The following is a 21,868-nucleotide window of genomic DNA, read 5'->3' on the forward strand; positions in this document are numbered from 1 at the left end:
TTGATGTCCAAAATTTTGTTTCGTTCACTAACTCAAGGTTAGTTACTAAAAACTTTATTGATTACGTTTTGCTTGTTCAGTTTTCAAGGTTCATTTTTTAATTTACTGTGTCACCTCTTGGCGACTTATACATAATAACATCGATTATTCATGAAAGTCAACACTATATCATAAGTTTTTTTAAGACTTTATTTTTCCGTATTATTTATGCCTCGGCATAATCGCGTCCAGAGGCATTAACTCCTGTAGCTGACGCTTTGCTTTCGCTACGAAAACATTTGCTGAAAGAAGTTAAAAATTTAGAAACGAGGTTGTTATGATGATTCGTAAAACATTGATTTCTCTGATTTTCATCGTAATATTGTTTGTCTTTATAAAGCCGATAAATTCTACTATGATCTCTGTATTCAACATCGCCGATGCTCCAGCAGTTGTAACAAAAGGACATTATGGCACATCACTTGTTGTCGAAATTTCTTTCTCTGATGAAGCCCTGTTGGACTGGCTTAAAACTGTAAAAGAACCTTATCCACTTCTTTTGTTAGATGCTGAGTGGATTAAACGTTCACCTGAGCACATAAAAGTCATTCAAGAACGCAAGCTACCTACAGGCTTATTAGGACCTGAGGATTCCTTGGATAAGCCAGTTGATCTTGCCGCCGTTCAAAAAGATATTAATATTTACGAAAAGCATTTACAAGAAACCCCACTTTGGTTTGCAACACGAAATCACCAGTATTCGCAGGATTTACAAAATAACTTATTTCAACAACAAATGAATATACTTTCTCCCTCCCTAATCTGGACAGGTGAAAAGACACCTAAATTACAAAAGGGAGATTTTGTTTTTCTATCTTTACACCAAAATAATAAAGTCTCGATTAAAGAGCTCAATACATTCCTACAACAAAATAAATTTATGTCGATTGAGGAAAATATATTCGGCTATAAAGTTCAAACTAAAAAATCACCATAAAATGATACTTTAATCAGTGGGGTTTCTTCATCCCCACTAGTCTTCCCCAACGGACAGTTGATCTCTCATATACCTTTACTTTCAAAAATTACTATTTGTTAATACAGGATAAAAAAGAAGTTGCCTCCACGAATTATAGAGGCAACTTCTTTTTTATGATTATGCGTTTTTAGCTTGTTCACGACGTGCTTTACGGCGTGCTTCTAATTTTTGACGATCTTCTTCGGATTTTGCATTATATTTTGGTAATACTAATAGTTGATAAGCATTTACAGCGAGTAGTGGGAATAGTAATAATGCAACATATTCGTTAATATTTTCATCTCGACCCATTAATGCAATTGTCCATTCTAGTGTTGTAACAACAATCATAAAAAATAATGCCGAAATGAAAACGTGTTTTTTTCCAGTTAATTTTACTTTTTGAATAGCTGTTGCTATAGCACCGAATATTAATAAAATTAACAAACCACTATAGAACACCCAGCTTTGTCCATCTTTCACACCAGGTATAAAGCGGAAGAATATAATATCAAAAATAGTAATAGCAATTAATACCAGCTGCACCCAATTCCATAATGTAAGTGTTCTAAAAATATTAACCCCTACTTGATGAAGCGTTAAATAAGCAAAAAAGCCTGCCTGTGCAATAACACTCATTGTAAATCCTAAGAAAACCATCCATAAAAGCCCGGCCAAAAATTCTCCCCAGTGACCGTTTGCAATATATGGTTGGAAGAAGTCCCATCGAATAAACAAACTGCAAATTCCGTTGACTGCGCCACCAACAAGCATTGCAAAGAAGAAAAACTTAGCCCAATTTCGTATTGTCACAACTAAAAGTCCCCCAATTTCTTATGTATATCTGTACTTATTTTAACAATGCATTGTTAAAAAAGCTATTTCTCATCTTAACCAATACATAAAGTCATCATAAATGTGAACAATAATTGAAAGAGTCTATCTATAAGAAAGGACTGATTATTCATGCGAAAATTCTTCTTACTACTAATTCTAATGCTGTTTCTTTCTGCCTGTTCACAAGAGAAAGCCTCTACCATGTCCTATGAAGAAATAAAAAAAATAATGATCGACTCTTTACAAACCGAGGATGGTAAAAAGGCGCTGCGAAAGCTTTTAGAGGAACCAAGTTTCCGTGAATTATTGGTTTTGGAGCATGATGAAGTGAAGAAAGCTACTGAGGCTACCTTGCTTTCCAAAGAAGCAGAAGACTTTTGGAAGAAAACTTTCGAAGATCCAAAATTTAAAGAAACCGTAGCTAAAAGTATGCAGAAGCAACAACAGGATATTATGAAGGAATTAATAAAAGACCCCACTTTCCAAAAAGATATGGAGGCTTTCTTTGGCCAGCCAGATATGCAAAAGCAGTTAGAGACCATTCTAAAATCCTCCAATATGAGAAAAGAAGTGGAAACTGTCGTCAAGGAAACGATTGAAAGTCCACTTATGCAAGCAAAATGGCAGGAGCTTATTAGGAAAAGCGGTGGCGAGACAGGTAAGGCTGGCGATAAAAAAGAAGCTAGTGGCGGTGGAGAAGATAGTGAACAAAAAGGCCCTCAGTAATCACTTATATGTAAAAACGGATTTCCTCCATTGTTTGAGGAAATCCGTTTTCATTATTTATTTAATTTATTAATGATGTTCGTCGCAATGTCTAAATAGATTTGACCTGTTGTGTGTTTTTCAGCATAAACAGAAGGTGCAAAATCTTCTTCTGACCAATCAGGTTGACCAAGAGGAATTTGACCAAGTAGCTCTGTACGTAGCTCTTCTGCTAACTTTGGTCCTCCACCTTGACCGAATACGAATTCACGGTCACCTGATTTCGATTCATACCATGCCATGTTTTCAATAACACCTAAAATTTCATGGTCTGTTTGTAAAGCCATTGCACCTGCACGAGCTGCAACAAACGCTGCCGTCGGATGTGGTGTTGTTACGACAATTTCTTTTGATGAAGGAAGCATTTGGTGAATATCTAATGCAACGTCACCTGTACCTGGTGGTAAATCCAATAGTAGATAGTCTAGCTCGCCCCATTCTACATCACGGAAGAACTGATCTAACACTTTACCTAACATTGGTCCACGCCATACAATCGGTGCGTTATTTTCAACAAAGAAGCCCATTGAAATCATTTTCACACCTAAACGATCAACAGGGAAAATTCGATTGTCCACCACTTTAGGCATATCTGTCACGCCCATCATATCAGGTACACTGAAACCATAAATATCAGCATCAATTAAACCAACCTTCTTACCTAGTCGAGCTAATGCAACAGCTAAGTTAACTGATACTGTAGATTTCCCTACCCCGCCTTTACCAGAGGCAATTGAAATAACTTGTACTGTGCTAAGCGGAGATAAAATATCTTGCGCTTCAGCTTCAGTTGCTACACCACGGAAGCTCTGTAGTTTTTCTGCTGACAACTCTTCGAAACGAATTCCAACTGTATTTGCACCCGCTTCTTTTAAAACTTCAACAATTTTCATTTGTAGCTGTAATTGTTCAGGTGTATTTGTTTTAGCAATCGCAATTTTTACACTCACATGATTCTTCTCTTCTTTTATTGTTACGTTTGTAATACCGTCTGTTTCAGCGAATGATTTATGTAAAAATGGATCTTGTAGTTGTCCTAGTATTTCTCGTACTTGTTGTTCATTTATCACGACGAACACTCCCCTTATATTATCTCAATGTTAGTATATCATAATGATTTGATTTCCGTTGTGTTGTTGCTCTATTCAATTTTTGCTAATAAATACTCTTCTATACCTTCAACAATGGCATCTCCCATTTTTTCTTGGTATTTCTTATCTATTAATAGTGCACGTTCCTCATCATTACTTATAAATCCTGTTTCTACTAGTGCAGCAGGTACCTCAGCTTTTTTCAGTAAATATATTTGTTTTATCGACATTGCTTCTCGATCAGTATTTTTCAAATTAGTGCGAATGGAATCTTGAATACTCTTTGCTAAAAATTCACTTTCAGCATGTCCTTCTTGATGATAAAACACCTGTGCTCCACGCCATTTTGTTTCAGGAATGGCATTTGCATGAATTGTAATAAAAATATCCGGTTTTTCTTTTTCTACTATGTCTTTTCTTAAAAAGATGTCCTGCTTTTTTCGTTCTCTCAAAGTTCCAAACTTTTCTGAGGACGCATGCTCATCGATTACATCACCATCTTTTGTTCGTGTCATTACGACTGTTGCGCCTTTTTTCTTTAATTGCTTCTCAACATGCTGAGCAATTGCAAGTGTAATCTCCTTTTCAATTACTTCACCCTTCGAAGCACCTCCATCTTGACCTCCGTGTCCCGCATCAATGACAATTTTTATGCCACCAAGTGGGTCCGGTAAGAAGAAGTTACGGTTCGAAGCATTCGTTTCATATGCCACGACCACTATACTCATTAGCATAATTACTCCTAGTGCAAGCCAGCGCTTCACCCATATCCACCACCCTTTTATATTTAGTGTACGAAGTTAGTGATTGAACTATGCTAGAAAGTAAAAAAACTCTTTAAGTAATTAGAAAGGAACTCTTAGCCTACTTTTTGCGGTTTTTTGTTTATCGAAAGAAGTTAAAATTGAGTGTTTGATTAGTAGTGAAAGATACTTTTTGGGTAATGATAAAACGGCATTAATCCATTTGTACTCTAAGGACTAACGCCGTTAATTTCTTATTTTAGCGTAAATTCAGGTTTAAACTTACCTGTATAAGGTTCATGCTCAACAAATACTGTTATATCCTTACCATCTTTATCTTTCCCAGTTCTTTGATACGTAAATTTCTTATTGTTTAACTCGGTAATTTCGAGTACAGCCCCATATTTATTGTCGCCAATTGAAACATGGGCTCTTAATTTATTTCCATCGATAACATTAAAGTACCCATAGTCACCGCGACTTTCACCTGTTTCAGGATTGAAAAATTCGTATTTATTCGTATTAGCATCATATTTCGCTAGGCTAATGAAATTTCTATTATACTGTGTTACATCATTCTTATTTACATCTAATACAACGCTTCCTTGCCAAAGCGTATCAGCTAAGATTTTATCTCCATCCACATCCTTAACAACAGTGCCCGTCGAATTATTTAAAGCTTTAGCTGATTCAGTAAATGTTAGCTTTTTTTCCTTATAAGGGACATGCTCAACGAAGACCTCTACATCTTTACCATTTGCATCTTCACCCATTTTTTTATACGTAAACATATCATTTTTTATCTTAGTAATCTCTTCAATTGCTTGGTAATTTTTCGTTTCTGAAATCAATATTCTATGCTTTCCGTCATTCGTAAAAAAGAAAATCCCTTTATCGTCAAGACTTCCAGCTGTATTTGGATCGAAGAATTCATAGCGTCCTGATTCAGCATCATATTTCGCAAGGGCCATTAAATTAGAATTCTCCGCTGTTACATCTTTATTATTTTTATCGTAAACTTTTGAGGCTTGCCAGTTCGTACTACTAAGAATGGCGGCATTTGCTTGACCTTCTGTCATTTCCAGCTGTCTCTGATCTTCAGTTTTCCCTGTTTTTACTTCCTCCGTTTTTTTTACGTCAGTTTTATTCTGACATGCACCAAGAAGTGCCATTGCTGCAAGTGATACTATTAGTAGCTTTTTCATCTATTGACCTCCACTTTCAGAATAAACAACTTAAAAGTAGTATCCGCCATTTCTATATAAATTACACATCATAATTGCTACTAGCATTAGCCAATAAAAGTGCCTCAGGGCTTCTTGCAATACTTGAAGTTCACTAAGAACCCAGGTATAACATTTTCCAAACAAAAAAACCCTTTCTCGAAAATATTCGAGAAAGGGTTTGGAAACGTTGATATACGTAATATTAACGTTTTGAGAACTGAGGTGCACGACGAGCGCCGCGTAGACCTGGTTTTTTACGTTCTTTCATGCGTGAATCACGAGTAAGTAATCCAGCAGATTTTAATGCAGCACGGAAATCTGGGTCTACTTGAAGTAGAGCACGTGCGATACCATGACGTACTGCACCAGCTTGACCAGTGTATCCACCACCGTTAACGTTTACGTGGATGTCATAGCTTCCTGTAGTTTCAGTAGCTACTAATGGTTGTTTAATTACTTCACGTAATGCAGCGAATGGTACGTATTCTTCGATTTCACGTTTGTTGATAACAATTTTACCTGTACCTGGTACTAAACGTACGCGAGCTACAGAGCTTTTACGGCGACCAGTGCCGATGTATTGAACTTGTGCCAAAGTAATATCCTCCTCTTAATTTATATTATCCGCGAAGCTCGTATGCTTCTGGTTTTTGTGCAGCGTGTGGGTGCTCTGTTCCAGTGTAAACGTTTAGTTTACCGAACATTTTGCGACCTAAAGAGTTTTTAGGAAGCATCCCTTTAATTGCTAATTCGATCATTCTTGTTGGGTACTTGTCTAGCATTTCACCAGCAGTACGAGTTTTTAATCCACCTGCAAATTGAGTATGGTGACGGTAAAGTTTACCCTCTAATTTGTTACCAGTTAAATGGATTTTGTCAGCGTTGATGATGATTACGTGATCACCTGTGTCAACGTTTGGTGTGAATGTTGGTTTATGTTTACCACGTAAGATAGCAGCTACTTCAGAAGCTAAACGTCCAAGAGTTTGGCCTTCTGCATCAACTACTAGCCATTTACGGTCTACTTCGTGACCTTTAGCCATGAATGTTGTACGCATGTATATATCCTCCTAATCGATTCGATTACCGTTATTTTTCATTAAACTACACTATAAGTTTTCGGGGCTTATTTGTGGTGGTAATGAAAATACCATCTGTTATCATATAATGAATGACTTTTAAAGTCAAGCAATTTCAATAAACACCTGGAGAAGTTGTTCAGATTTATTGATTGGTTAAATTAGGGCTTTTATGAGCCTTCATTTTTAAAATATAATGATATTTCGCGTCAAAAATTTCACAACATTCACCAGTTGTTCTTTTTAATAACTGTCATAAAAGCTGGAGATGACAGTTGTTAAAACGTATGCAATTACGCCAAGGCGAAATTGATATAGGTTGATTGAAGTGGAGACCGGGCGACTCCTTGGGGATCAGCAATAGAGGAACGAAGGCTAAAAGCATCACGTCCTGTGATAACGCCTTCGTGACCAACATCCTGTTGCCCCGACGCCCCCAGGGAGCTTTGCTCTGTGCGAAAGCGAAGCGTCAGTGACAAATGTTTTAACTGCGCGAAAGCGAAGCGTCAGTGACAAAGCGCCCAGTCGGAACGGAAATCAACCTCACGTTATGGTGGGAGCCTTTAATAGAAGACTTTCTCAAGATATAGACCTTGTGGAGGTGCAGTTTTGCCTGCTTGATCGCGATTCATAGATTTAACGACTAACTCCACGTTCTCAATGTCACGACGTCCTATACCAACTTCCCAAAGCGTGCCTGCGATAATTCGGACCATATTATATAAGAAGCCATTTCCTTCAATCACCATATGTAGCTCCTCACCATACCATTCAAATCGTAGCGTAGACACTGTGCGTACTTTATCTTTGACACTTGTATTGGCTGCACAAAAGCATGAAAAATCATGTGTACCGATAATAGCCTTTGCCGCCTCCTGCATTGCCTCAACATTTGGCTTCACACCATTTGTCTCTACTGTGTAATGTCTGCGGAATGGACTTTGTACGGGCTCACATGTCCATATATATCGGTACCGCTTCCCTGTTACACTGTAGCGAGCATGAAAATCAGCAGCTACTTCTTCCATCGACATTACTCGAATATCTCTTGGCAGTTGAACGTTTAATGCTTTCATGTATTTTTCTACTGGAATCGCGAGTGGTGAATCAAAATGCAATGTTTGACCTGTTGCATGCACTCTTGCATCTGTACGTCCACTAGCTGTTACCTTGATCTTTTCTCCTTTATGCATAATGGCTAGAACACGTTCAAGCTCTGCCTGTACTGTACGCTCTCCAGGCTGTACTTGGTAACCAGAAAATTGCGTTCCATCATAACTTATAATTGCTTTTAATCTTCGCATAAAGATTACTCCTTTTAACTTCTATAGAAGAATAGTAATACGGCCATTGCTACTAATAACATAAGTGCAAATGTATCACTCATATCCCACTTTAGCTTGCGATATCTCGTACGCCCTTCGCCTCCACGGTAGCCTCTTACTTCCATAGCTGTTGCTAAATCCTCAGCTCGTTTAAAAGCACTTACAAAGAGAGGTACCAATAATGGCACAACCGCTTTAATACGATCCTTAATTGGCCCTGAAGATAAATCCGAACCACGTGCCATTTGTGCTTTCATAATTTTATCTGTTTCATCCATTAACGTTGGGATAAAGCGCAATGAAATAGACATCATTAGAGCTAACTCATGTACTGGCACTTTCACCGCTTTTAATGGATTTAGCAGCACTTCAATGCCATCCGTAATGGAAATCGGTGACGTTGTAAGTGTTAAGATAGATGTCATAAACACTAGAACTAGAAAACGTATCGAAATAAATATCCCTTGTCGGATACCTTCTTCATAAATAGTGATAAACTTCCACTCAAATACAAGGGCGCCTTCTTTCGTCATAAATATATGAATTAAGAAGGTAAACGCCATTAGAAAAAGTACTGGCTTTAGACCGTTAATTAAAAAATACAATCGAATCCGTGACACTAGTACAATGAGTAAGGTAAACGCTAATAGAAAAGCATATGTCACAGTATTGTTTGCTAAAAAAACAATAATGATGAATGCAAACACAAATATAAGCTTTGACCGTGGATCGAGCTTATGAACTGGAGAATTTCCTGGAAGAAAGCGTCCAAATATCATTTTCTCCATCATGACTGTCCACGCTCCTCTCTTAGAACTCGAGCAATTTCAATTGCTAACTCTTCTTCAGTTAAGCATATCTTCGAGAATGATTTGTTTATCATTTTTTCAATTTTTTGTTGAAATCGTACGATACGAGGTGGTTCTAAGCGGAAATTCTTTAATGTCTCTACATCTTTAAAAATTTCTTGAGGTTTGCCACTTAGTACATTTTTCCCTTCATGCATAATGACAATACTATCTGCATAACGAGCTGCGTCCTCCATACTATGCGTAACGAGTATCGTTGTTAGGCCACGTTCCTTGTGTAGATTATAAAACATATCCATAATCTCTTTTTGACCGCGTGGATCAAGCCCTGCGGTTGGTTCATCTAAAACAATCACTTCAGGTTCCATCGCCAAAACACCAGCAATTGCTACCCTGCGCATTTGTCCACCGGATAAATCAAAAGGTGATTTTTCAAGTACGTCACCTGGTAAGCCTACTAAGCCTACTAGCTCCTTTGCTCGTGCTTCTGCCTCTTGCTCCGAAACACCAAAGTTCATAGGACCAAACATAATATCCTTTAATACAGTTTCTTCAAATAGCTGATGCTCCGGGAATTGAAACACAATGCCAACCTTTTGACGTACTGCCTTTAAATCCTTGGCTTTTTTTCCAGCTACAACAATACGATCCCCGATATGTACTTCTCCAGATGTTGGTTTTAGAAGTGCATTAAAATGTTGAAGAATTGTCGATTTACCGGAACCCGTATGTCCGATAATTGCCTGGTACGTATGTGAAGGAATTTCAAAATCCACATCAAATAAAGCACGTTTTTCAAAAGGTGTACCCTGTGCATAAGCATAACTTACTTGTTGAAGTTTGATGTCCATAAATCATTCACCAACTCTTCTTCTGTCATATGTTGTCCCATTAATGGAACACCTTCCTTTTGCAATAGCTTTGATAACTTCATGGCAAATGGCAAGTCTAATCCAAACTCAACTAGCTTGTCCCCAAGTGTGAAAATTTCAGCAGGTGTACCCTCAGCAAATTTCTTACCGTCATTCATAAAGAGAACACGGTCTGCAAGCATAGCTTCTTCTAAATCATGCGTAATAGATAGTACCGTTAACCCTGTTTCAGCACGTAAAGTTTGAACTGTTTGTAGTACCTCAATACGGCCTTGTGGATCTAGCATAGAAGTAGCTTCATCAAGAATAAGGAGCTTAGGTTTCAACGCGAGTGCGCCTGCAATGGCAACACGCTGCTTTTGCCCACCCGATAAATGATGTGGCTCATGATCTAAAAAGTTATTCATTTTTACTTGGTCGAGTGCTGCATGGACACGTTCTACCATCTCTTCAAACGGTACTCCGTTATTTTCAAGAGCAAAAGCAACATCATCCTGCACTGTCGCTCCAACAAATTGATTGTCTGGATTTTGAAAAACCATGCCCATTTGTGAACGGCTTTCCCACAAGTTTTCTTCACTCAATGGTTGTCGTAAAATACGGACATCCCCTTGCTGTGGATAAAGCAATCCATTCATAAGCTTTGCAATAGTGGATTTACCGGAACCGTTATGGCCAACAATGGCAATCCATTCACCTTCCTGTACCGCAAAGCTTACATTTTCGACAGCATTGCGACTTTCTTTTTCTTCTGGTGTATATGAAAATGTCACATTATTTAATGATAAAATTTCTGGCATTTCTAGAACTCCTCTCTACATGCTCAGCTCTACTAACTAACTTACACTTTTTTATGTATGATTTCTACTACAATCAGTATGTCGATAAAAGAAAAGTGCTAAAATCACTTTCCATTCTTTTGTCTGCCCCATATAAGTGTACGTATAATTTTAAGGTTATCTTTCAAGAATACATCATATATTGGAACGAGCCACCCTAATCGTCCCGGTGACTACCATTATAAAATCAGCCTATAAAAAAAAGCACCATTAAATTGGCGCTATCTCTTACTTCCCTAAAAAATAAAAAAGCGCGCACCTCATTCGATAGAAATGCGCTAGTCGTTACATTTTCAAGAAACACGGGTGCTCAAGCCCTTGTTCCCTCTGAATGAGGTGCGGAGAGCTAAACGAGACGCCACACAACAGTGTCCGCTCATCATAACGCTCAGCTTAATTATTTGTCGTATAAATCGTTTATAAAGAAAGAGGGTGGTGATTCCACCCTCTTCACCACTTGTTTTCTCTTATGATTAAACTAATTCAATCACAACAACAGGTGCACCGTCACCACGACGAGGACCTACTTTAAGAATACGAGTGTAACCACCTTGACGTTCTGCATAACGTGGTGCAACATCATCAAATAACTTTTGCAGTGCAAATGAAGTTGTTTCGTTACCTTCAGCATCAGTAGTTGTTACTAGTTCACGACGGATGAATGCAGCAGCTTGACGGCGTGCGTGTAAATCTCCGCGTTTACCTAAAGTAATCATTTTTTCAACAGCTTTACGTACTTCTTTAGCGCGAGCCTCAGTAGTTTCGATACGCTCGTTGATGATTAAATCAGTAGCTAAGTCACGTAACATCGCTTTACGTTGAGAACTTGTACGACCAAGTTTTCTGTAACCCATGGATGTTTCCCTCCTTTATAAAAAATTATCTGATCTTGTAAGTTTTGTTTAAATCGCTTAGTCTTCTTTGCGTAACCCTAAACCAAGCTCTTCTAACTTCGCTTTTACTTCTTCAAGTGACTTACGTCCAAGGTTACGAACTTTCATCATGTCGTCTTCTGACTTATTCGCAAGTTCTAGTACTGTATTAATACCAGCGCGTTTTAAGCAGTTATAAGAACGAACAGAAAGATCAAGTTCTTCGATAGTCATCTCTAAAACTTTTTCTTTTTGATCTTCTTCTTTTTCGACCATGATTTCAGCAGTTTGTGCCTCATCTGTCATGCCAACGAAGATGTTTAGATGCTCGGTTAAAATTTTTGCTCCGAGCGAAATCGCCTCTTTCGGACCGATGCTACCATCTGTCCACACATCAAGAGAAAGTTTATCGTAGTCAGAAGACTGACCTACACGAGTATTTTCCACTTGGAAATTGACGCGTGATACTGGAGTGTAAATAGAGTCGATCGGGATCACGCCGATAGGAAGATCCTCACGTTTGTTTTGATCAGCAGGAGTGTAACCACGGCCGCGTTGAGCGTACATACGCATACGTAAATGACCGTTTTTAGCGATTGTTGCAATATATAGATCCGGGTTTAAAATTTCTACATCACTGTCATGTGTAATGTCAGCAGCTGTAACTGTACCATCGCCTTTTACATCAATCTCAATAACTTTTTCTTCGTCAGAGTAGATTTTAAGAGCTAGTTTTTTCACGTTCAAAATAATTGAAGCTACATCCTCTACAACGCCTTCTACAGTTGAGAATTCGTGAAGAACACCGTCAATTTGAATTGAAGTGACAGCAGCTCCTGGTAATGAAGACAGAAGGATACGACGTAAAGAATTACCCAAAGTGTTTCCATATCCGCGTTCAAGCGGTTCTACAACAAACTTTCCATATTTGGAATCTTCGCTGATCTCCACCGTTTCAATCTTTGGTTTTTCAATTTCGATCATTTTATTTACCCTCCTTCAAAACATCGAATGTATAGGTTCTTTCCATCATAGATTCGATCGTCATTGACGTATCGTTTATTATCTGCACAAGACAGTCTGTACAAAAAATGATGTTCTCATACAATATGAGACGCACCCATTACACGCGACGACGTTTTGGCGGACGGCAACCATTATGAGGAACTGGAGTAACGTCTTTAATAGCAGTTACATCTAAACCAGCAGCTTGAAGTGCACGAATTGCAGCTTCACGACCTGCACCAGGACCTTTAACAGTTACTTCCAACGTTTTCAGACCATGTTCAAGGGATGCTTTAGCAGCAGTTTCTGCAGCCATTTGAGCAGCGAATGGTGTAGATTTACGTGAACCACGGAAACCAAGAGCACCAGCACTTGACCAAGATACAGCGTTACCTTGCATATCTGTAATCGTTACGATTGTATTGTTAAATGTAGAACGAATGTGTGCGATACCAGATTCGATATTCTTTTTCACACGACGTTTACGAGTTTGTTGTTTACGAGCCATGTTAAGAAGGAACCTCCTTTACTTATTATTTTTTCTTGTTCGCTACAGTTTTACGAGGACCTTTACGCGTACGCGCATTGTTCTTCGTATTTTGACCACGAACAGGTAAACCACGACGGTGACGGATACCACGGAATGAACCGATTTCCATCAGACGTTTGATATTTAATGAAGTTTCGCGACGTAAGTCACCTTCAAGTTTGTAAGAGTCTAATTGTTCACGGATTTTGTTTAACTCATCTTCAGTTAAGTCGCGTACGCGTGTATCTTCTGAAATACCTGCGTCTGCTAATACTTTCTGAGCTGTAGTTTTACCAATACCGTAAATGTAAGTTAATGAAATTACCACGCGTTTGTCGCGAGGAATATCAACACCAGCAATACGTGCCATGTACGTTGTGCACCTCCTTTAGAATTAACCTTGTTTTTGTTTGTGTTTAGGATTTTCACAGATTACCATTACTTTACCGCGTCGGCGAATTACTTTACATTTTTCGCAGATCGGTTTCACAGATGGTCTCACTTTCATCTAACCTAACCTCCTTAGTAGTCCGGAGCGCAAAAGATTATTTAAAACGGTATGTGATACGACCGCGAGTTAAATCATAAGGAGATAACTCGATAGTAACCTTATCTCCAGGTAGAATGCGGATAAAGTGCATACGAATCTTACCAGAAACGTGTGCTAGAATCACATGTCCATTTTCTAATTCTACCTTAAACATCGCGTTTGGCAAAGTCTCAACAACTGTCCCTTCGACTTCAATTACATCATCTTTCGCCATCTACTCTGTCTCCTCTCTATATGCAAATTAAAGTTCTCATCGTTACATCAAACGGATATCTGCTGCAACTATAGAAGCAACCTCGTTTCAACATATGTTTGGATTGTATGAGAGATGTTTGAAAGACGCTCGTCTGGTTTCGCTTCACACAATCCACGGAATATACAGAACCATTTAGGGCACTGAACCTCCCATGTTTACACGAATACCGGAATGTCTTTGATGAGATATTCATACCCGTTACACAGATGCTTCCACGAAACCCATTATACTCTTTCAAAAGTCATGTTGCACTTTTTAAAAGAAATATATACCGGGCACAATATGCTTTTGCAACTCTCAAAAAAAATTATGTTTCGTTGTTGCTCCCGCATGCCTCCCGCGGAAGCAGTATTCTGCGCCCGGAGCCGGGTATCAGCTGCGGCTGCCCTGTAAAAGAGCATCAAGATCAGCAAACACTTTGTTAATATCTTGCTGTCCATCTATATTTGTTAACACACCTTTTACTTCATAGTAGTTCAGTAAAGGTTGTGCTTGTTTCATATTTACTTCCAGACGGTTTGCAACCGTTTCAGGATTATCATCCGCACGTGTGTAAAGCTCGCCACCATCTTTATCACATTTTCCTTCCTCAGCTGGAGGATTGAAAATTAGATGATAAGATGTTCCACAAGTTTTACAAATACGACGACCTGATAGACGAGCAACTAACTCATCTTTTTCAACTTGGATGTTAATTGTATGTTCAATAGCTTTACCAAGATCAGCAAGGATGCTGTCTAAAGCTTCAGCTTGAGGAACAGTACGTGGGAATCCATCTAATAAGAAGCCCTTTTCACAATCATGTTTAGCAAGTCGCTCGCGAACAATACCAATCGTTACTTCATCAGGTACTAGAGCACCTTGATCAATGAACGATTTAGCTTGCAAGCCTAGTTCTGTACCATCTTTCATAGCAGCACGGAACATATCGCCTGTAGAAATATGAGGAATCGCGTACTTCTCAACGATTTTATCTGCTTGAGTACCTTTACCAGCACCTGGCAGACCCATTAAAACGATATTCATACGGAAATATTCCTCCCACAAAAGGTTTGCTGATTTCAGGAAACGATGAACCGTTCCCTAAAAACCAACATTATTTCATAAAGCCTTTGTAGTGACGTTTAACAAGTTGAGATTCTAGCTGTTTCATCGTTTCCAGCGCAACGCCGACTACGATAATTATACTAGTACCACCGATCTGCACTGTGGCAGGTAGATTCATAAAGTTTATGATTATAATCGGCATTACTGATATAACAGTTAAGAAAATCGCACCGACAAATGTCAGACGATATAACACGCTTGTTAAATACGTTTGAGTACTTTCACCAGGACGAATACCTGGAATGTAAGCACCTTGCTTTTTCAAGTTATCTGCCACATTTTCTGGATTCACTTGTATGAATGCATAGAAATATGTGAAAGCGATGATTAAGATAACGTAAACAATCATCCCAACAGGTTTTGTATAATCAAACGTGTTAGAAATAAATGTTGCTACGCCACCTTCACCCAAGAACGGAACTAACGTACGAGGTGTCATCAGAAACGCTGAAGCAAAAATTACCGGAATAACTCCTGCAGCATTTACTTTTAACGGTAAATGCGTTTGTTGAGAACCTGTTTGTTGATTGCGTCCAGTAACTCGTTTTGCATATTGAATTGGAATTTTACGTAGTGCTTGTTGCACATAGATAACTCCAACAACAACTGCAAGCAAAACTAAAACAAGTAAACCAAGAATCACTAGATTGATAAATAACTTATCACCAGCACCCTCGATTTGCTGTGCATAGATTTGGTTAATGCCAGTCGGTAATGCCGCAACGATACCTGCGAAAATTACAACTGAAATACCATTCCCAACTCCATGCGCAGTAATTTGATCAGCAAGCCATACTAGGAATGCTGTACCCGCTGTTAATACAATAGCAATAATAACATATGTTAAAATCCCCTCATCTTTAATCAAAGATCCACCATACATTCTATTAAAACCAAATGACATTGCGAATGATTGGATAAAGGCAAGAATAATTGTAAAGTAACGAGTAAATTGTGCAAGTTTACGTCTTCCGACTTCACCTTGCTTTGCCCACTCAGCAAATTTCGGTACTACGTCCATTTGCAATAACTGAACAATAATTGAAGCAGTGATGTAAGGCATAATCCCCATCGCGAAGATAGAGAAGTTTTTCAAAGCACCACCGCCAAAAGTATTCAGGAAACCAACGAGGTTAAACTCATCAGTTGCCTTTAATACATTAGCGTCAACGTTTGGTACTGGTACGAACGTACCAATACGGAAAACGATTAACATTAAAAGAGTAAAAATGATTTTATTTCGTATATCTCGAACACGCATAAAGTTAGAGATCGTCTGAAACATTAAATCACCTCAGTAGTTCCGCCGGCATTTTCAATTGCTTCTTTAGCCGAAGCTGAGAATTTATGAGCTTTTACTGTAAGCTTTTTGTTAAGAGTTCCGTTTCCAAGAACTTTAATTCCAGCTTTTTCATTGCTCACTAAACCTGATTCAAGTAATAATGCAGTTGTTACTTCTGCACCATCTTCAAAACGGTTTAATGTGTCAAGATTAACGATCGCGTACTCTTTACGGTTAATGTTAGTAAAGCCGCGTTTCGGTAAACGACGGAATAAAGGGTTTTGACCACCTTCGAATCCTGGGCGTACACCGCCGCCAGAACGAGAGTTTTGACCTTTATGACCTCTACCTGCAGTTTTACCGTTACCAGAACCGATACCGCGACCTACGCGGTTACGTACTTTACGGGAACCTTCTGCTGGTTTTAACTCATGAAGTTTCATATTGGATGGCACCTCCTTGTTCGTTAATTAAAAATTAGTTTTCTTTTACAGTAACTAAGTGAGCTACTACATCGATCATACCGCGAGTCGCTGCATTATCAGCTTTCTCAACAGTTTGGTTTAATTTACGTAAACCTAATGCTTCAATAGTTTTGCGTTGTGCTGGTTTAGTACCAATCACAGATTTTGTAAGGGTGATTTCTAATTTGTTAGCCATTATCTTTCCCCCCTTATCCTAATATTTCTTCCACTGATTTACCACGTAATTTAGCTACGTCCTCTACGCGTTTTAATTCAGTTAAACCTTGAATAGTTGCACGCACCATATTGATTGGTGTGTTAGTTCCAAGAGATTTTGAAAGAATATCAGTAATACCAGCAAGTTCTAGTACGGCACGTACTGGACCACCAGCGATAACCCCTGTACCAGGAGCAGCAGGTTTAATTAGGATTTCTCCTGCACCAAAGCGACCTTGCACTAAGTGTGGAGTTGTTCCACCTACGCGTGGCACTTCGATTAAGTTTTTCTTCGCATCTTCAACAGCTTTACGGATAGCATCTGGCACCTCTTGAGCTTTACCAGTACCGAATCCAACGTGACCGTTTTTATCGCCAACAACAACTAATGCTGTGAAGCGGAAGCGACGTCCACCTTTAACAACTTTAGCAACACGGTTAATAGTAACTACGCGTTCTTCAAGTTCTCCAAGTTTGTTTGCGTCAATTCGACTCATGAAATGTGTCCCTCCTTTTTATTAAAATTCTAAACCGTTCTCACGTGCAGCTTCAGCTAAAGCTTTTACACGTCCATGATATAAGTAACCACCACGGTCAAATACTACAGCAGTAATATTTTTTTCCGTAGCGCGTTTTGCGATTGTTTCACCGACTTTAGTTGCAGCATCAACATTGCTACCAGCAGCTTCAAAACCATTTTCTTGAGAAGATGCGCTAACAATTGTTACGCCTGCTACGTCATCGATAAGTTGAGCGTAGATGTTCTTGTTTGAACGGAATACGTTTAAGCGTGGACGCTCAGCAGTACCCGAAATTTTAGAACGTACGCGCGCATGACGTTTTTTACGAACCTGATTTTTATCTTGTTTCGTAATCACAAGGGTCACTCCTTTCTAATGCTTAGGCAGCATTATTTACCTGTTTTACCTTCTTTACGACGAACATATTCGCCTTCATAACGGATACCTTTACCTTTGTAAGGCTCTGGTGGACGCACGTCACGGATGTTAGATGCAAGAGCACCAACGCGTTCTTTGCTAATACCTTTAACGATGATCTTAGTGTTTGAAGGAACTTCAACTTCTAAACCATCTTCAGGTGTGAACTCAACTGGATGTGAATAACCTACGTTAAGAACAAGTTTTTTACCTTGTAATTGCGCACGGTAACCGACACCGATTAGTTCTAATGATTTTTCGAAACCTGCAGAAACACCAGTAATCATGTTCGCTAATAGCGCACGTGTTGTACCGTGGTTTGTGCGGTGTTCTTTTGAGTCAGAAGGACGAGATACAGAAATCACGTTACCTTCTTGCTCAATTTTCATATCTTGGTGGAAAGAACGAACAAGTTCGCCTTTAGGACCTTTAACGGTAACTGTGTTGTCAGCTGCAACAGTAACAGTTACGTTAGCTGGTACCTCGATAATTTTTTTACCTACACGAGACATTTAGTTGCACCTCCATTCATTTATTGCTAATTACCAAACGTATGCTAGAACTTCGCCGCCAACTTGTTTAGCGCGAGCTTCTTTATCTGTTAATAAACCTTGTGAAGTTGACACTAAAGCGATACCAAGACCGTTCAGTACTTTAGGCACTTCATTTGTTTTAGCATATACTCGTAGACCAGGTTTAGAAATACGTTTTAAGCCAGTGATAACACGTTCGTTATCTTTACCGTATTTTAAGAAGATACGGATAATACCTTGCTTGTTGTCTTCCACGTATTCTACGTCACGTACGAAACCTTCACGCTTTAAAATTTCAGCGATTTCTTTTTTCACGTTGGAAGCTGGTACTTCTAACTTCTCGTGACGAACCATGTTCGCATTACGAATGCGAGTAAGCATATCTGCAATCGGATCAGTCATTGTCATTACATTTACCTCCTTCCCAAATTAGGGGATTACCAGCTGGCTTTTTTCACGCCAGGAATTTGTCCCTTATATGCAAGTTCTCGGAAACAAATACGGCAAAGTTTAAATTTACGATATACAGAGTGTGGACGGCCACAGCGTTCACAACGTGTATATTCTTGCACTTTAAACTTTTGCTTACGTTGTTGTTTAACGATCATAGATTTTTTAGCCACGTTTTCGCCCTCCTTGTTTAATTACTTTTGGAACGGCATACCGAATTGTGTCAATAACTCGCGAGCTTCTTCATCAGAATTCGCTGTCGTTACGATCACGATGTCCATACCGCGTACTTTTGAAACTTTATCGTAATCGATTTCTGGGAAAATTAATTGCTCTTTAACACCTAAAGTGTAGTTACCGCGACCGTCGAATGCTTTTTTAGAAACACCACGGAAGTCACGTACACGAGGTAGTGAAATTGAGATTAATTTGTCCAAGAATTCATACATACGCTCACCGCGTAATGTAACTTTAGCACCGATAGGCATACCTTCACGTAGACGGAAACCTGCGATCGATTTTTTCGCTTTAGTTACAACTGGTTTTTGACCAGTGATAATTGTTAATTCTTCTACAGCTGCATCTAATGCTTTTGAGTTTTGAACTGCATCACCAACACCCATGTTGATAACGATTTTGTCAACTTTCGGCAATTGCATAACTGATTTATATCCAAACTTGCTCATAAGAGCAGTTGAAACTTCATTTAAATATTTTTCTTTTAGGCGGCTCATTTGTGTACCTCCCTTCTTTTTATAGAAATTAGTCGATTACTGCACCTGATTTTTTTGCAACACGAACTTTTTTACCGTTTTCGATTTTATAACCTACACGAGTCGGCTCGCCAGATTTAGGATCGATTAGCATTACGTTCGAAACGTGAATTGCAGCCTCTTGGCTTACAATTCCACCTTGTGGATTCAATTGGTTAGGTTTTACGTGTTTTTTCACGATGTTCACACCTTCAACAAGAACGCGATCTTGTTTAGGGTAAGAAGCAAGGATAACGCCTTCTTTGCCTTTGTCCTTACCAGTGATTACCTTAACCTTGTCACCTTTTTTTACATGCATGCTGTCGCACCTCCTTGATTGGCACTATCATGAAATTAAAGAACTTCTGGAGCTAGAGAAACGATTTTCATGAAGTTGCTGTCACGTAATTCACGTGCAACAGGTCCGAAAATACGAGTTCCGCGTGGTGATTTATCATCACGAATAATTACACAAGCATTTTCATCAAATTTGATGTACGTACCATCTTTACGACGTGCGCCTGATTTTGTACGAACGATAACAGCTTTAACAACGTCACCCTTCTTAACAACGCCACCTGGTGTTGCTTTCTTAACTGTACAAACAACGATATCACCGATGTTAGCAGTTTTACGGCCAGAGCCACCAAGGACTTTAATTGTAAGAACTTCACGTGCACCTGAGTTGTCAGCAACTTTCATACGACTTTCTTGTTGGATCACTTAGGTTACCTCCCTTCGGAAATTGGTTGTTCCGAAATAGTTATTAAATAATAACCGCTTTTTCTACAACTTCAACTAGACGGAAACGTTTAGTAGCTGATAGCGGGCGAGTTTCCATGATACGTACGATATCACCGATTTTCGCTGTGTTTAATTCATCATGAGCCTTAAACTTTTTAGAGTATTTTACACGTTTACCATAAAGCTTGTGCTTTTTATGAGTTTCAACTAAAACAGAAATTGTTTTATCCATTTTATCTGAAACAACGCGGCCCGTGTAAACTTTGCGTTGATTACGCTCAGTCATACTTGAAAACCTCCTTTATCAGTTATTTGCACTGATTTCTCTTTCACGAATAACAGTTTTCATACGCGCGATTGCTTTACGCACTTCACGAATACGAGCTGTGTTTTCTAATTGACCAGTCGCCAATTGGAAGCGAAGGTTGAAAAGCTCTTCTTTCAGTGATTTCACTTTTAATTCTAATTCAGAAGTGGCAAGGTCACGGATTTCATTAGCTTTCATTAGATTCACCACCAGTTTCTTGACGTTTTACGATCTTACATTTAACAGGAAGCTTATGTGATGCTAAACGAAGTGCTTCACGTGCGATCTCTTCAGATACACCAGCGATTTCGAACATTACTTTTCCTGGTTTTACTACTGCAACCCAACCTTCAGGAGAACCTTTACCAGAACCCATGCGGACTTCTAGAGGTTTTTTAGTGTAAGGTTTGTGTGGGAAGATTTTAATCCAAACTTTACCGCCACGTTTCATGTAACGAGTCATCGCGATACGTGCAGATTCGATTTGACGGTTAGTAATCCAGCTAGCTGTTTGAGCTTGTAAGCCCCATTCGCCGAAAGATACTTCTTTACCGCCTTTCGCTTCGCCACGCATGTTTCCGCGGTGTTCACGACGGTATTTTACGCGTTTAGGCAATAACATATTATTTGCCTCCTTCCACAGATTTCTTCGTAGGAAGAACTTCACCACGGTAGATCCATACTTTAACGCCTAATTTACCGTAAGTAGTGTCAGCTTCTGCGTGTGCATAGTCGATGTCAGCACGTAGAGTATGAAGTGGAACAGTTCCTTCACTATAGTGTTCAGCACGCGCGATATCAGCGCCACCTAAACGACCAGATACTTGTGTTTTAATTCCTTTTGCACCAGCGCGGATTGTGCGTTGGATCGCTTGCTTTTGCGCACGACGGAATGATACACGGTTTTCTAATTGACGAGCGATGTTTTCAGCTACTAGACGAGCGTCAAGATCAGCACGTTTGATTTCGATAATGTTGATGTGTACACGTTTACCAGTTAAATCGCTAAGGTATTTACGAAGATTCTCAACTTCAGAACCACCTTTACCGATTACCATACCTGGTTTCGCAGTGTGAATTGTAATGTTTACACGGTTTGCAGCGCGTTCGATTTCTACTTTAGAAACAGAAGCGTCTTTAAGAGCCGTTTCAATATATTTACGCACTTTGATGTCTTCATGAAGTAGAGTTGCATAGTCTTTTTCAGCGTACCATTTTGACTCCCAGTCACGAATAATACCAACGCGCAGTCCTATTGGATGTACTTTTTGACCCACGGA

34 protein-coding genes and 1 pseudogene are annotated in these 21,868 nt (G+C 39.1%); 2 read left to right on the forward strand and 33 right to left on the reverse strand.

Annotated features, from left to right (window positions below; genetic code table 11):
• The first annotated feature begins 316 nt into the window (after positions 1-316).
• Entirely contained in the window at positions 317-976 is a 660-nt protein-coding gene (locus ACFTQ7_RS11435) for a hypothetical protein (protein WP_349660279.1), read from the forward strand.
• A 159-nt stretch (positions 977-1,135) separates the two neighbouring features.
• On the opposite strand, the gene ACFTQ7_RS11440 is transcribed toward ACFTQ7_RS11435, so the two are convergent.
• A complete protein-coding gene (locus ACFTQ7_RS11440; protein ID WP_079562349.1) occupies positions 1,136-1,810 on the reverse strand; it encodes a KinB-signaling pathway activation protein in 675 nt (224 codons plus the stop codon).
• A gap of 153 nt (positions 1,811-1,963) precedes the next feature.
• Between ACFTQ7_RS11440 and gerD the strand changes: the two genes are divergently transcribed.
• Positions 1,964-2,560 (forward strand): spore germination lipoprotein GerD, encoded by a 597-nt coding sequence (gene gerD / locus ACFTQ7_RS11445; protein WP_386828835.1) that lies wholly within the window; start codon positions 1,964-1,966, stop codon positions 2,558-2,560.
• 53 nt (positions 2,561-2,613) lie between these two features.
• Here the strand turns inward: gerD and ACFTQ7_RS11450 are convergent, their stop codons facing one another.
• From ACFTQ7_RS11450 to rpsC, 32 genes and pseudogenes are all read right to left on the reverse strand, one after another.
• A complete protein-coding gene (locus ACFTQ7_RS11450; RefSeq protein WP_349660276.1) occupies positions 2,614-3,669 on the reverse strand; it encodes a P-loop NTPase in 1,056 nt (351 codons plus the stop codon).
• A gap of 71 nt (positions 3,670-3,740) precedes the next feature.
• Positions 3,741-4,454, reverse strand: a complete 714-nt coding sequence (locus ACFTQ7_RS11455) for an N-acetylmuramoyl-L-alanine amidase (protein WP_197142500.1) — start codon at positions 4,452-4,454, stop codon at positions 3,741-3,743.
• 233 nt (positions 4,455-4,687) lie between these two features.
• A complete protein-coding gene (locus ACFTQ7_RS11460; RefSeq protein ID WP_386828837.1) occupies positions 4,688-5,638 on the reverse strand; it encodes a DUF4822 domain-containing protein in 951 nt (316 codons plus the stop codon).
• Between the two features lie 223 nt (positions 5,639-5,861).
• Complete coding sequence (gene rpsI, locus ACFTQ7_RS11465) at positions 5,862-6,254, reverse strand: 30S ribosomal protein S9 (protein WP_004233744.1); 393 nt, start codon at positions 6,252-6,254, stop codon at positions 5,862-5,864.
• A 25-nt stretch (positions 6,255-6,279) separates the two neighbouring features.
• Entirely contained in the window at positions 6,280-6,717 is a 438-nt protein-coding gene (gene rplM, locus ACFTQ7_RS11470; RefSeq protein ID WP_053596074.1) for a 50S ribosomal protein L13, read from the reverse strand.
• Positions 6,718-7,301: 584 nt separating this feature from the next.
• Positions 7,302-8,042, reverse strand: a complete 741-nt coding sequence (truA, locus tag ACFTQ7_RS11475; protein ID WP_386828838.1) for a tRNA pseudouridine(38-40) synthase TruA — start codon at positions 8,040-8,042, stop codon at positions 7,302-7,304.
• 14 nt (positions 8,043-8,056) lie between these two features.
• Positions 8,057-8,854 carry an energy-coupling factor transporter transmembrane component T family protein gene (locus ACFTQ7_RS11480; RefSeq protein WP_349660273.1) on the reverse strand — a complete coding sequence of 266 codons (798 nt, stop codon included), beginning with the start codon at positions 8,852-8,854 and terminating at the stop codon, positions 8,057-8,059.
• Complete coding sequence (locus tag ACFTQ7_RS11485; RefSeq protein ID WP_386828839.1) at positions 8,851-9,723, reverse strand: energy-coupling factor ABC transporter ATP-binding protein; 873 nt, start codon at positions 9,721-9,723, stop codon at positions 8,851-8,853. The genes ACFTQ7_RS11480 and ACFTQ7_RS11485 overlap by 4 nt, the downstream gene beginning before the upstream one ends.
• Positions 9,699-10,544 carry an energy-coupling factor ABC transporter ATP-binding protein gene (locus ACFTQ7_RS11490; RefSeq protein ID WP_349660271.1) on the reverse strand — a complete coding sequence of 282 codons (846 nt, stop codon included), beginning with the start codon at positions 10,542-10,544 and terminating at the stop codon, positions 9,699-9,701. Before ACFTQ7_RS11490 ends, ACFTQ7_RS11485 begins: the two co-directional genes overlap by 25 nt.
• A gap of 512 nt (positions 10,545-11,056) precedes the next feature.
• On the reverse strand, positions 11,057-11,437 hold the full coding sequence (gene rplQ / locus ACFTQ7_RS11495) for a 50S ribosomal protein L17 (protein WP_012296051.1): 381 nt from the start codon (positions 11,435-11,437) through the stop codon (positions 11,057-11,059).
• Between the two features lie 57 nt (positions 11,438-11,494).
• Positions 11,495-12,439 carry a DNA-directed RNA polymerase subunit alpha gene (locus tag ACFTQ7_RS11500; RefSeq protein ID WP_004233733.1) on the reverse strand — a complete coding sequence of 315 codons (945 nt, stop codon included), beginning with the start codon at positions 12,437-12,439 and terminating at the stop codon, positions 11,495-11,497.
• Positions 12,440-12,578: 139 nt separating this feature from the next.
• Positions 12,579-12,968, reverse strand: coding sequence for a 30S ribosomal protein S11 (gene rpsK / locus ACFTQ7_RS11505; RefSeq protein WP_053482801.1), 390 nt, complete (start codon positions 12,966-12,968; stop codon positions 12,579-12,581).
• A 25-nt stretch (positions 12,969-12,993) separates the two neighbouring features.
• Positions 12,994-13,359, reverse strand: a complete 366-nt coding sequence (gene rpsM / locus ACFTQ7_RS11510) for a 30S ribosomal protein S13 (protein WP_049662875.1) — start codon at positions 13,357-13,359, stop codon at positions 12,994-12,996.
• Between the two features lie 24 nt (positions 13,360-13,383).
• Positions 13,384-13,497, reverse strand: a complete 114-nt coding sequence (rpmJ, locus tag ACFTQ7_RS11515; RefSeq protein ID WP_000868344.1) for a 50S ribosomal protein L36 — start codon at positions 13,495-13,497, stop codon at positions 13,384-13,386.
• A 37-nt stretch (positions 13,498-13,534) separates the two neighbouring features.
• A complete protein-coding gene (gene infA, locus ACFTQ7_RS11520; RefSeq protein WP_004233690.1) occupies positions 13,535-13,753 on the reverse strand; it encodes a translation initiation factor IF-1 in 219 nt (72 codons plus the stop codon).
• Between the two features lie 86 nt (positions 13,754-13,839).
• A pseudogene (locus tag ACFTQ7_RS11525) lies at positions 13,840-13,917 on the reverse strand (type I methionyl aminopeptidase); the annotation flags it as partial.
• A 250-nt stretch (positions 13,918-14,167) separates the two neighbouring features.
• Complete coding sequence (locus ACFTQ7_RS11530; RefSeq protein ID WP_079562358.1) at positions 14,168-14,821, reverse strand: adenylate kinase; 654 nt, start codon at positions 14,819-14,821, stop codon at positions 14,168-14,170.
• Between the two features lie 70 nt (positions 14,822-14,891).
• Positions 14,892-16,187, reverse strand: a complete 1,296-nt coding sequence (secY, locus tag ACFTQ7_RS11535; protein ID WP_349660270.1) for a preprotein translocase subunit SecY — start codon at positions 16,185-16,187, stop codon at positions 14,892-14,894.
• Entirely contained in the window at positions 16,187-16,627 is a 441-nt protein-coding gene (rplO, locus tag ACFTQ7_RS11540; RefSeq protein ID WP_079562360.1) for a 50S ribosomal protein L15, read from the reverse strand. Before rplO ends, secY begins: the two co-directional genes overlap by 1 nt.
• A gap of 34 nt (positions 16,628-16,661) precedes the next feature.
• Positions 16,662-16,844, reverse strand: a complete 183-nt coding sequence (gene rpmD / locus ACFTQ7_RS11545; RefSeq protein ID WP_349660269.1) for a 50S ribosomal protein L30 — start codon at positions 16,842-16,844, stop codon at positions 16,662-16,664.
• A gap of 13 nt (positions 16,845-16,857) precedes the next feature.
• Complete coding sequence (gene rpsE, locus ACFTQ7_RS11550; protein ID WP_053482806.1) at positions 16,858-17,361, reverse strand: 30S ribosomal protein S5; 504 nt, start codon at positions 17,359-17,361, stop codon at positions 16,858-16,860.
• Between the two features lie 21 nt (positions 17,362-17,382).
• A complete protein-coding gene (gene rplR, locus ACFTQ7_RS11555) occupies positions 17,383-17,742 on the reverse strand; it encodes a 50S ribosomal protein L18 (RefSeq protein ID WP_075807301.1) in 360 nt (119 codons plus the stop codon).
• A gap of 32 nt (positions 17,743-17,774) precedes the next feature.
• A complete protein-coding gene (gene rplF / locus ACFTQ7_RS11560; RefSeq protein WP_079562361.1) occupies positions 17,775-18,314 on the reverse strand; it encodes a 50S ribosomal protein L6 in 540 nt (179 codons plus the stop codon).
• Positions 18,315-18,344: 30 nt separating this feature from the next.
• Positions 18,345-18,743, reverse strand: a complete 399-nt coding sequence (gene rpsH / locus ACFTQ7_RS11565) for a 30S ribosomal protein S8 (protein WP_008181717.1) — start codon at positions 18,741-18,743, stop codon at positions 18,345-18,347.
• A 29-nt stretch (positions 18,744-18,772) separates the two neighbouring features.
• Positions 18,773-18,958, reverse strand: coding sequence for a type Z 30S ribosomal protein S14 (locus ACFTQ7_RS11570; protein ID WP_004233656.1), 186 nt, complete (start codon positions 18,956-18,958; stop codon positions 18,773-18,775).
• A 21-nt stretch (positions 18,959-18,979) separates the two neighbouring features.
• Positions 18,980-19,519 (reverse strand): 50S ribosomal protein L5, encoded by a 540-nt coding sequence (rplE, locus tag ACFTQ7_RS11575; protein ID WP_079562362.1) that lies wholly within the window; start codon positions 19,517-19,519, stop codon positions 18,980-18,982.
• 28 nt (positions 19,520-19,547) lie between these two features.
• A complete protein-coding gene (gene rplX / locus ACFTQ7_RS11580) occupies positions 19,548-19,856 on the reverse strand; it encodes a 50S ribosomal protein L24 (protein WP_053596063.1) in 309 nt (102 codons plus the stop codon).
• A gap of 35 nt (positions 19,857-19,891) precedes the next feature.
• Positions 19,892-20,260 carry a 50S ribosomal protein L14 gene (rplN, locus tag ACFTQ7_RS11585; RefSeq protein ID WP_349660268.1) on the reverse strand — a complete coding sequence of 123 codons (369 nt, stop codon included), beginning with the start codon at positions 20,258-20,260 and terminating at the stop codon, positions 19,892-19,894.
• Positions 20,261-20,303: 43 nt separating this feature from the next.
• The gene (gene rpsQ / locus ACFTQ7_RS11590; RefSeq protein ID WP_053482810.1) at positions 20,304-20,567 is read right to left on the reverse strand and encodes a 30S ribosomal protein S17; all 264 of its coding nucleotides are present in this window, start codon (positions 20,565-20,567) and stop codon (positions 20,304-20,306) included.
• Positions 20,568-20,585: 18 nt separating this feature from the next.
• On the reverse strand, positions 20,586-20,786 hold the full coding sequence (gene rpmC, locus ACFTQ7_RS11595) for a 50S ribosomal protein L29 (protein ID WP_049662852.1): 201 nt from the start codon (positions 20,784-20,786) through the stop codon (positions 20,586-20,588).
• Positions 20,776-21,210, reverse strand: a complete 435-nt coding sequence (gene rplP, locus ACFTQ7_RS11600; RefSeq protein WP_010860599.1) for a 50S ribosomal protein L16 — start codon at positions 21,208-21,210, stop codon at positions 20,776-20,778. Before rplP ends, rpmC begins: the two co-directional genes overlap by 11 nt.
• A gap of 1 nt (position 21,211) precedes the next feature.
• Entirely contained in the window at positions 21,212-21,865 is a 654-nt protein-coding gene (gene rpsC, locus ACFTQ7_RS11605) for a 30S ribosomal protein S3 (protein ID WP_049662850.1), read from the reverse strand.
• Positions 21,866-21,868: the final 3 nt, after the last annotated feature.

This window comes from Lysinibacillus sp. NPDC056959 (genome assembly GCF_042674095.1).
Lineage (GTDB): Bacteria > Bacillota > Bacilli > Bacillales_A > Planococcaceae > Lysinibacillus > Lysinibacillus zambalensis.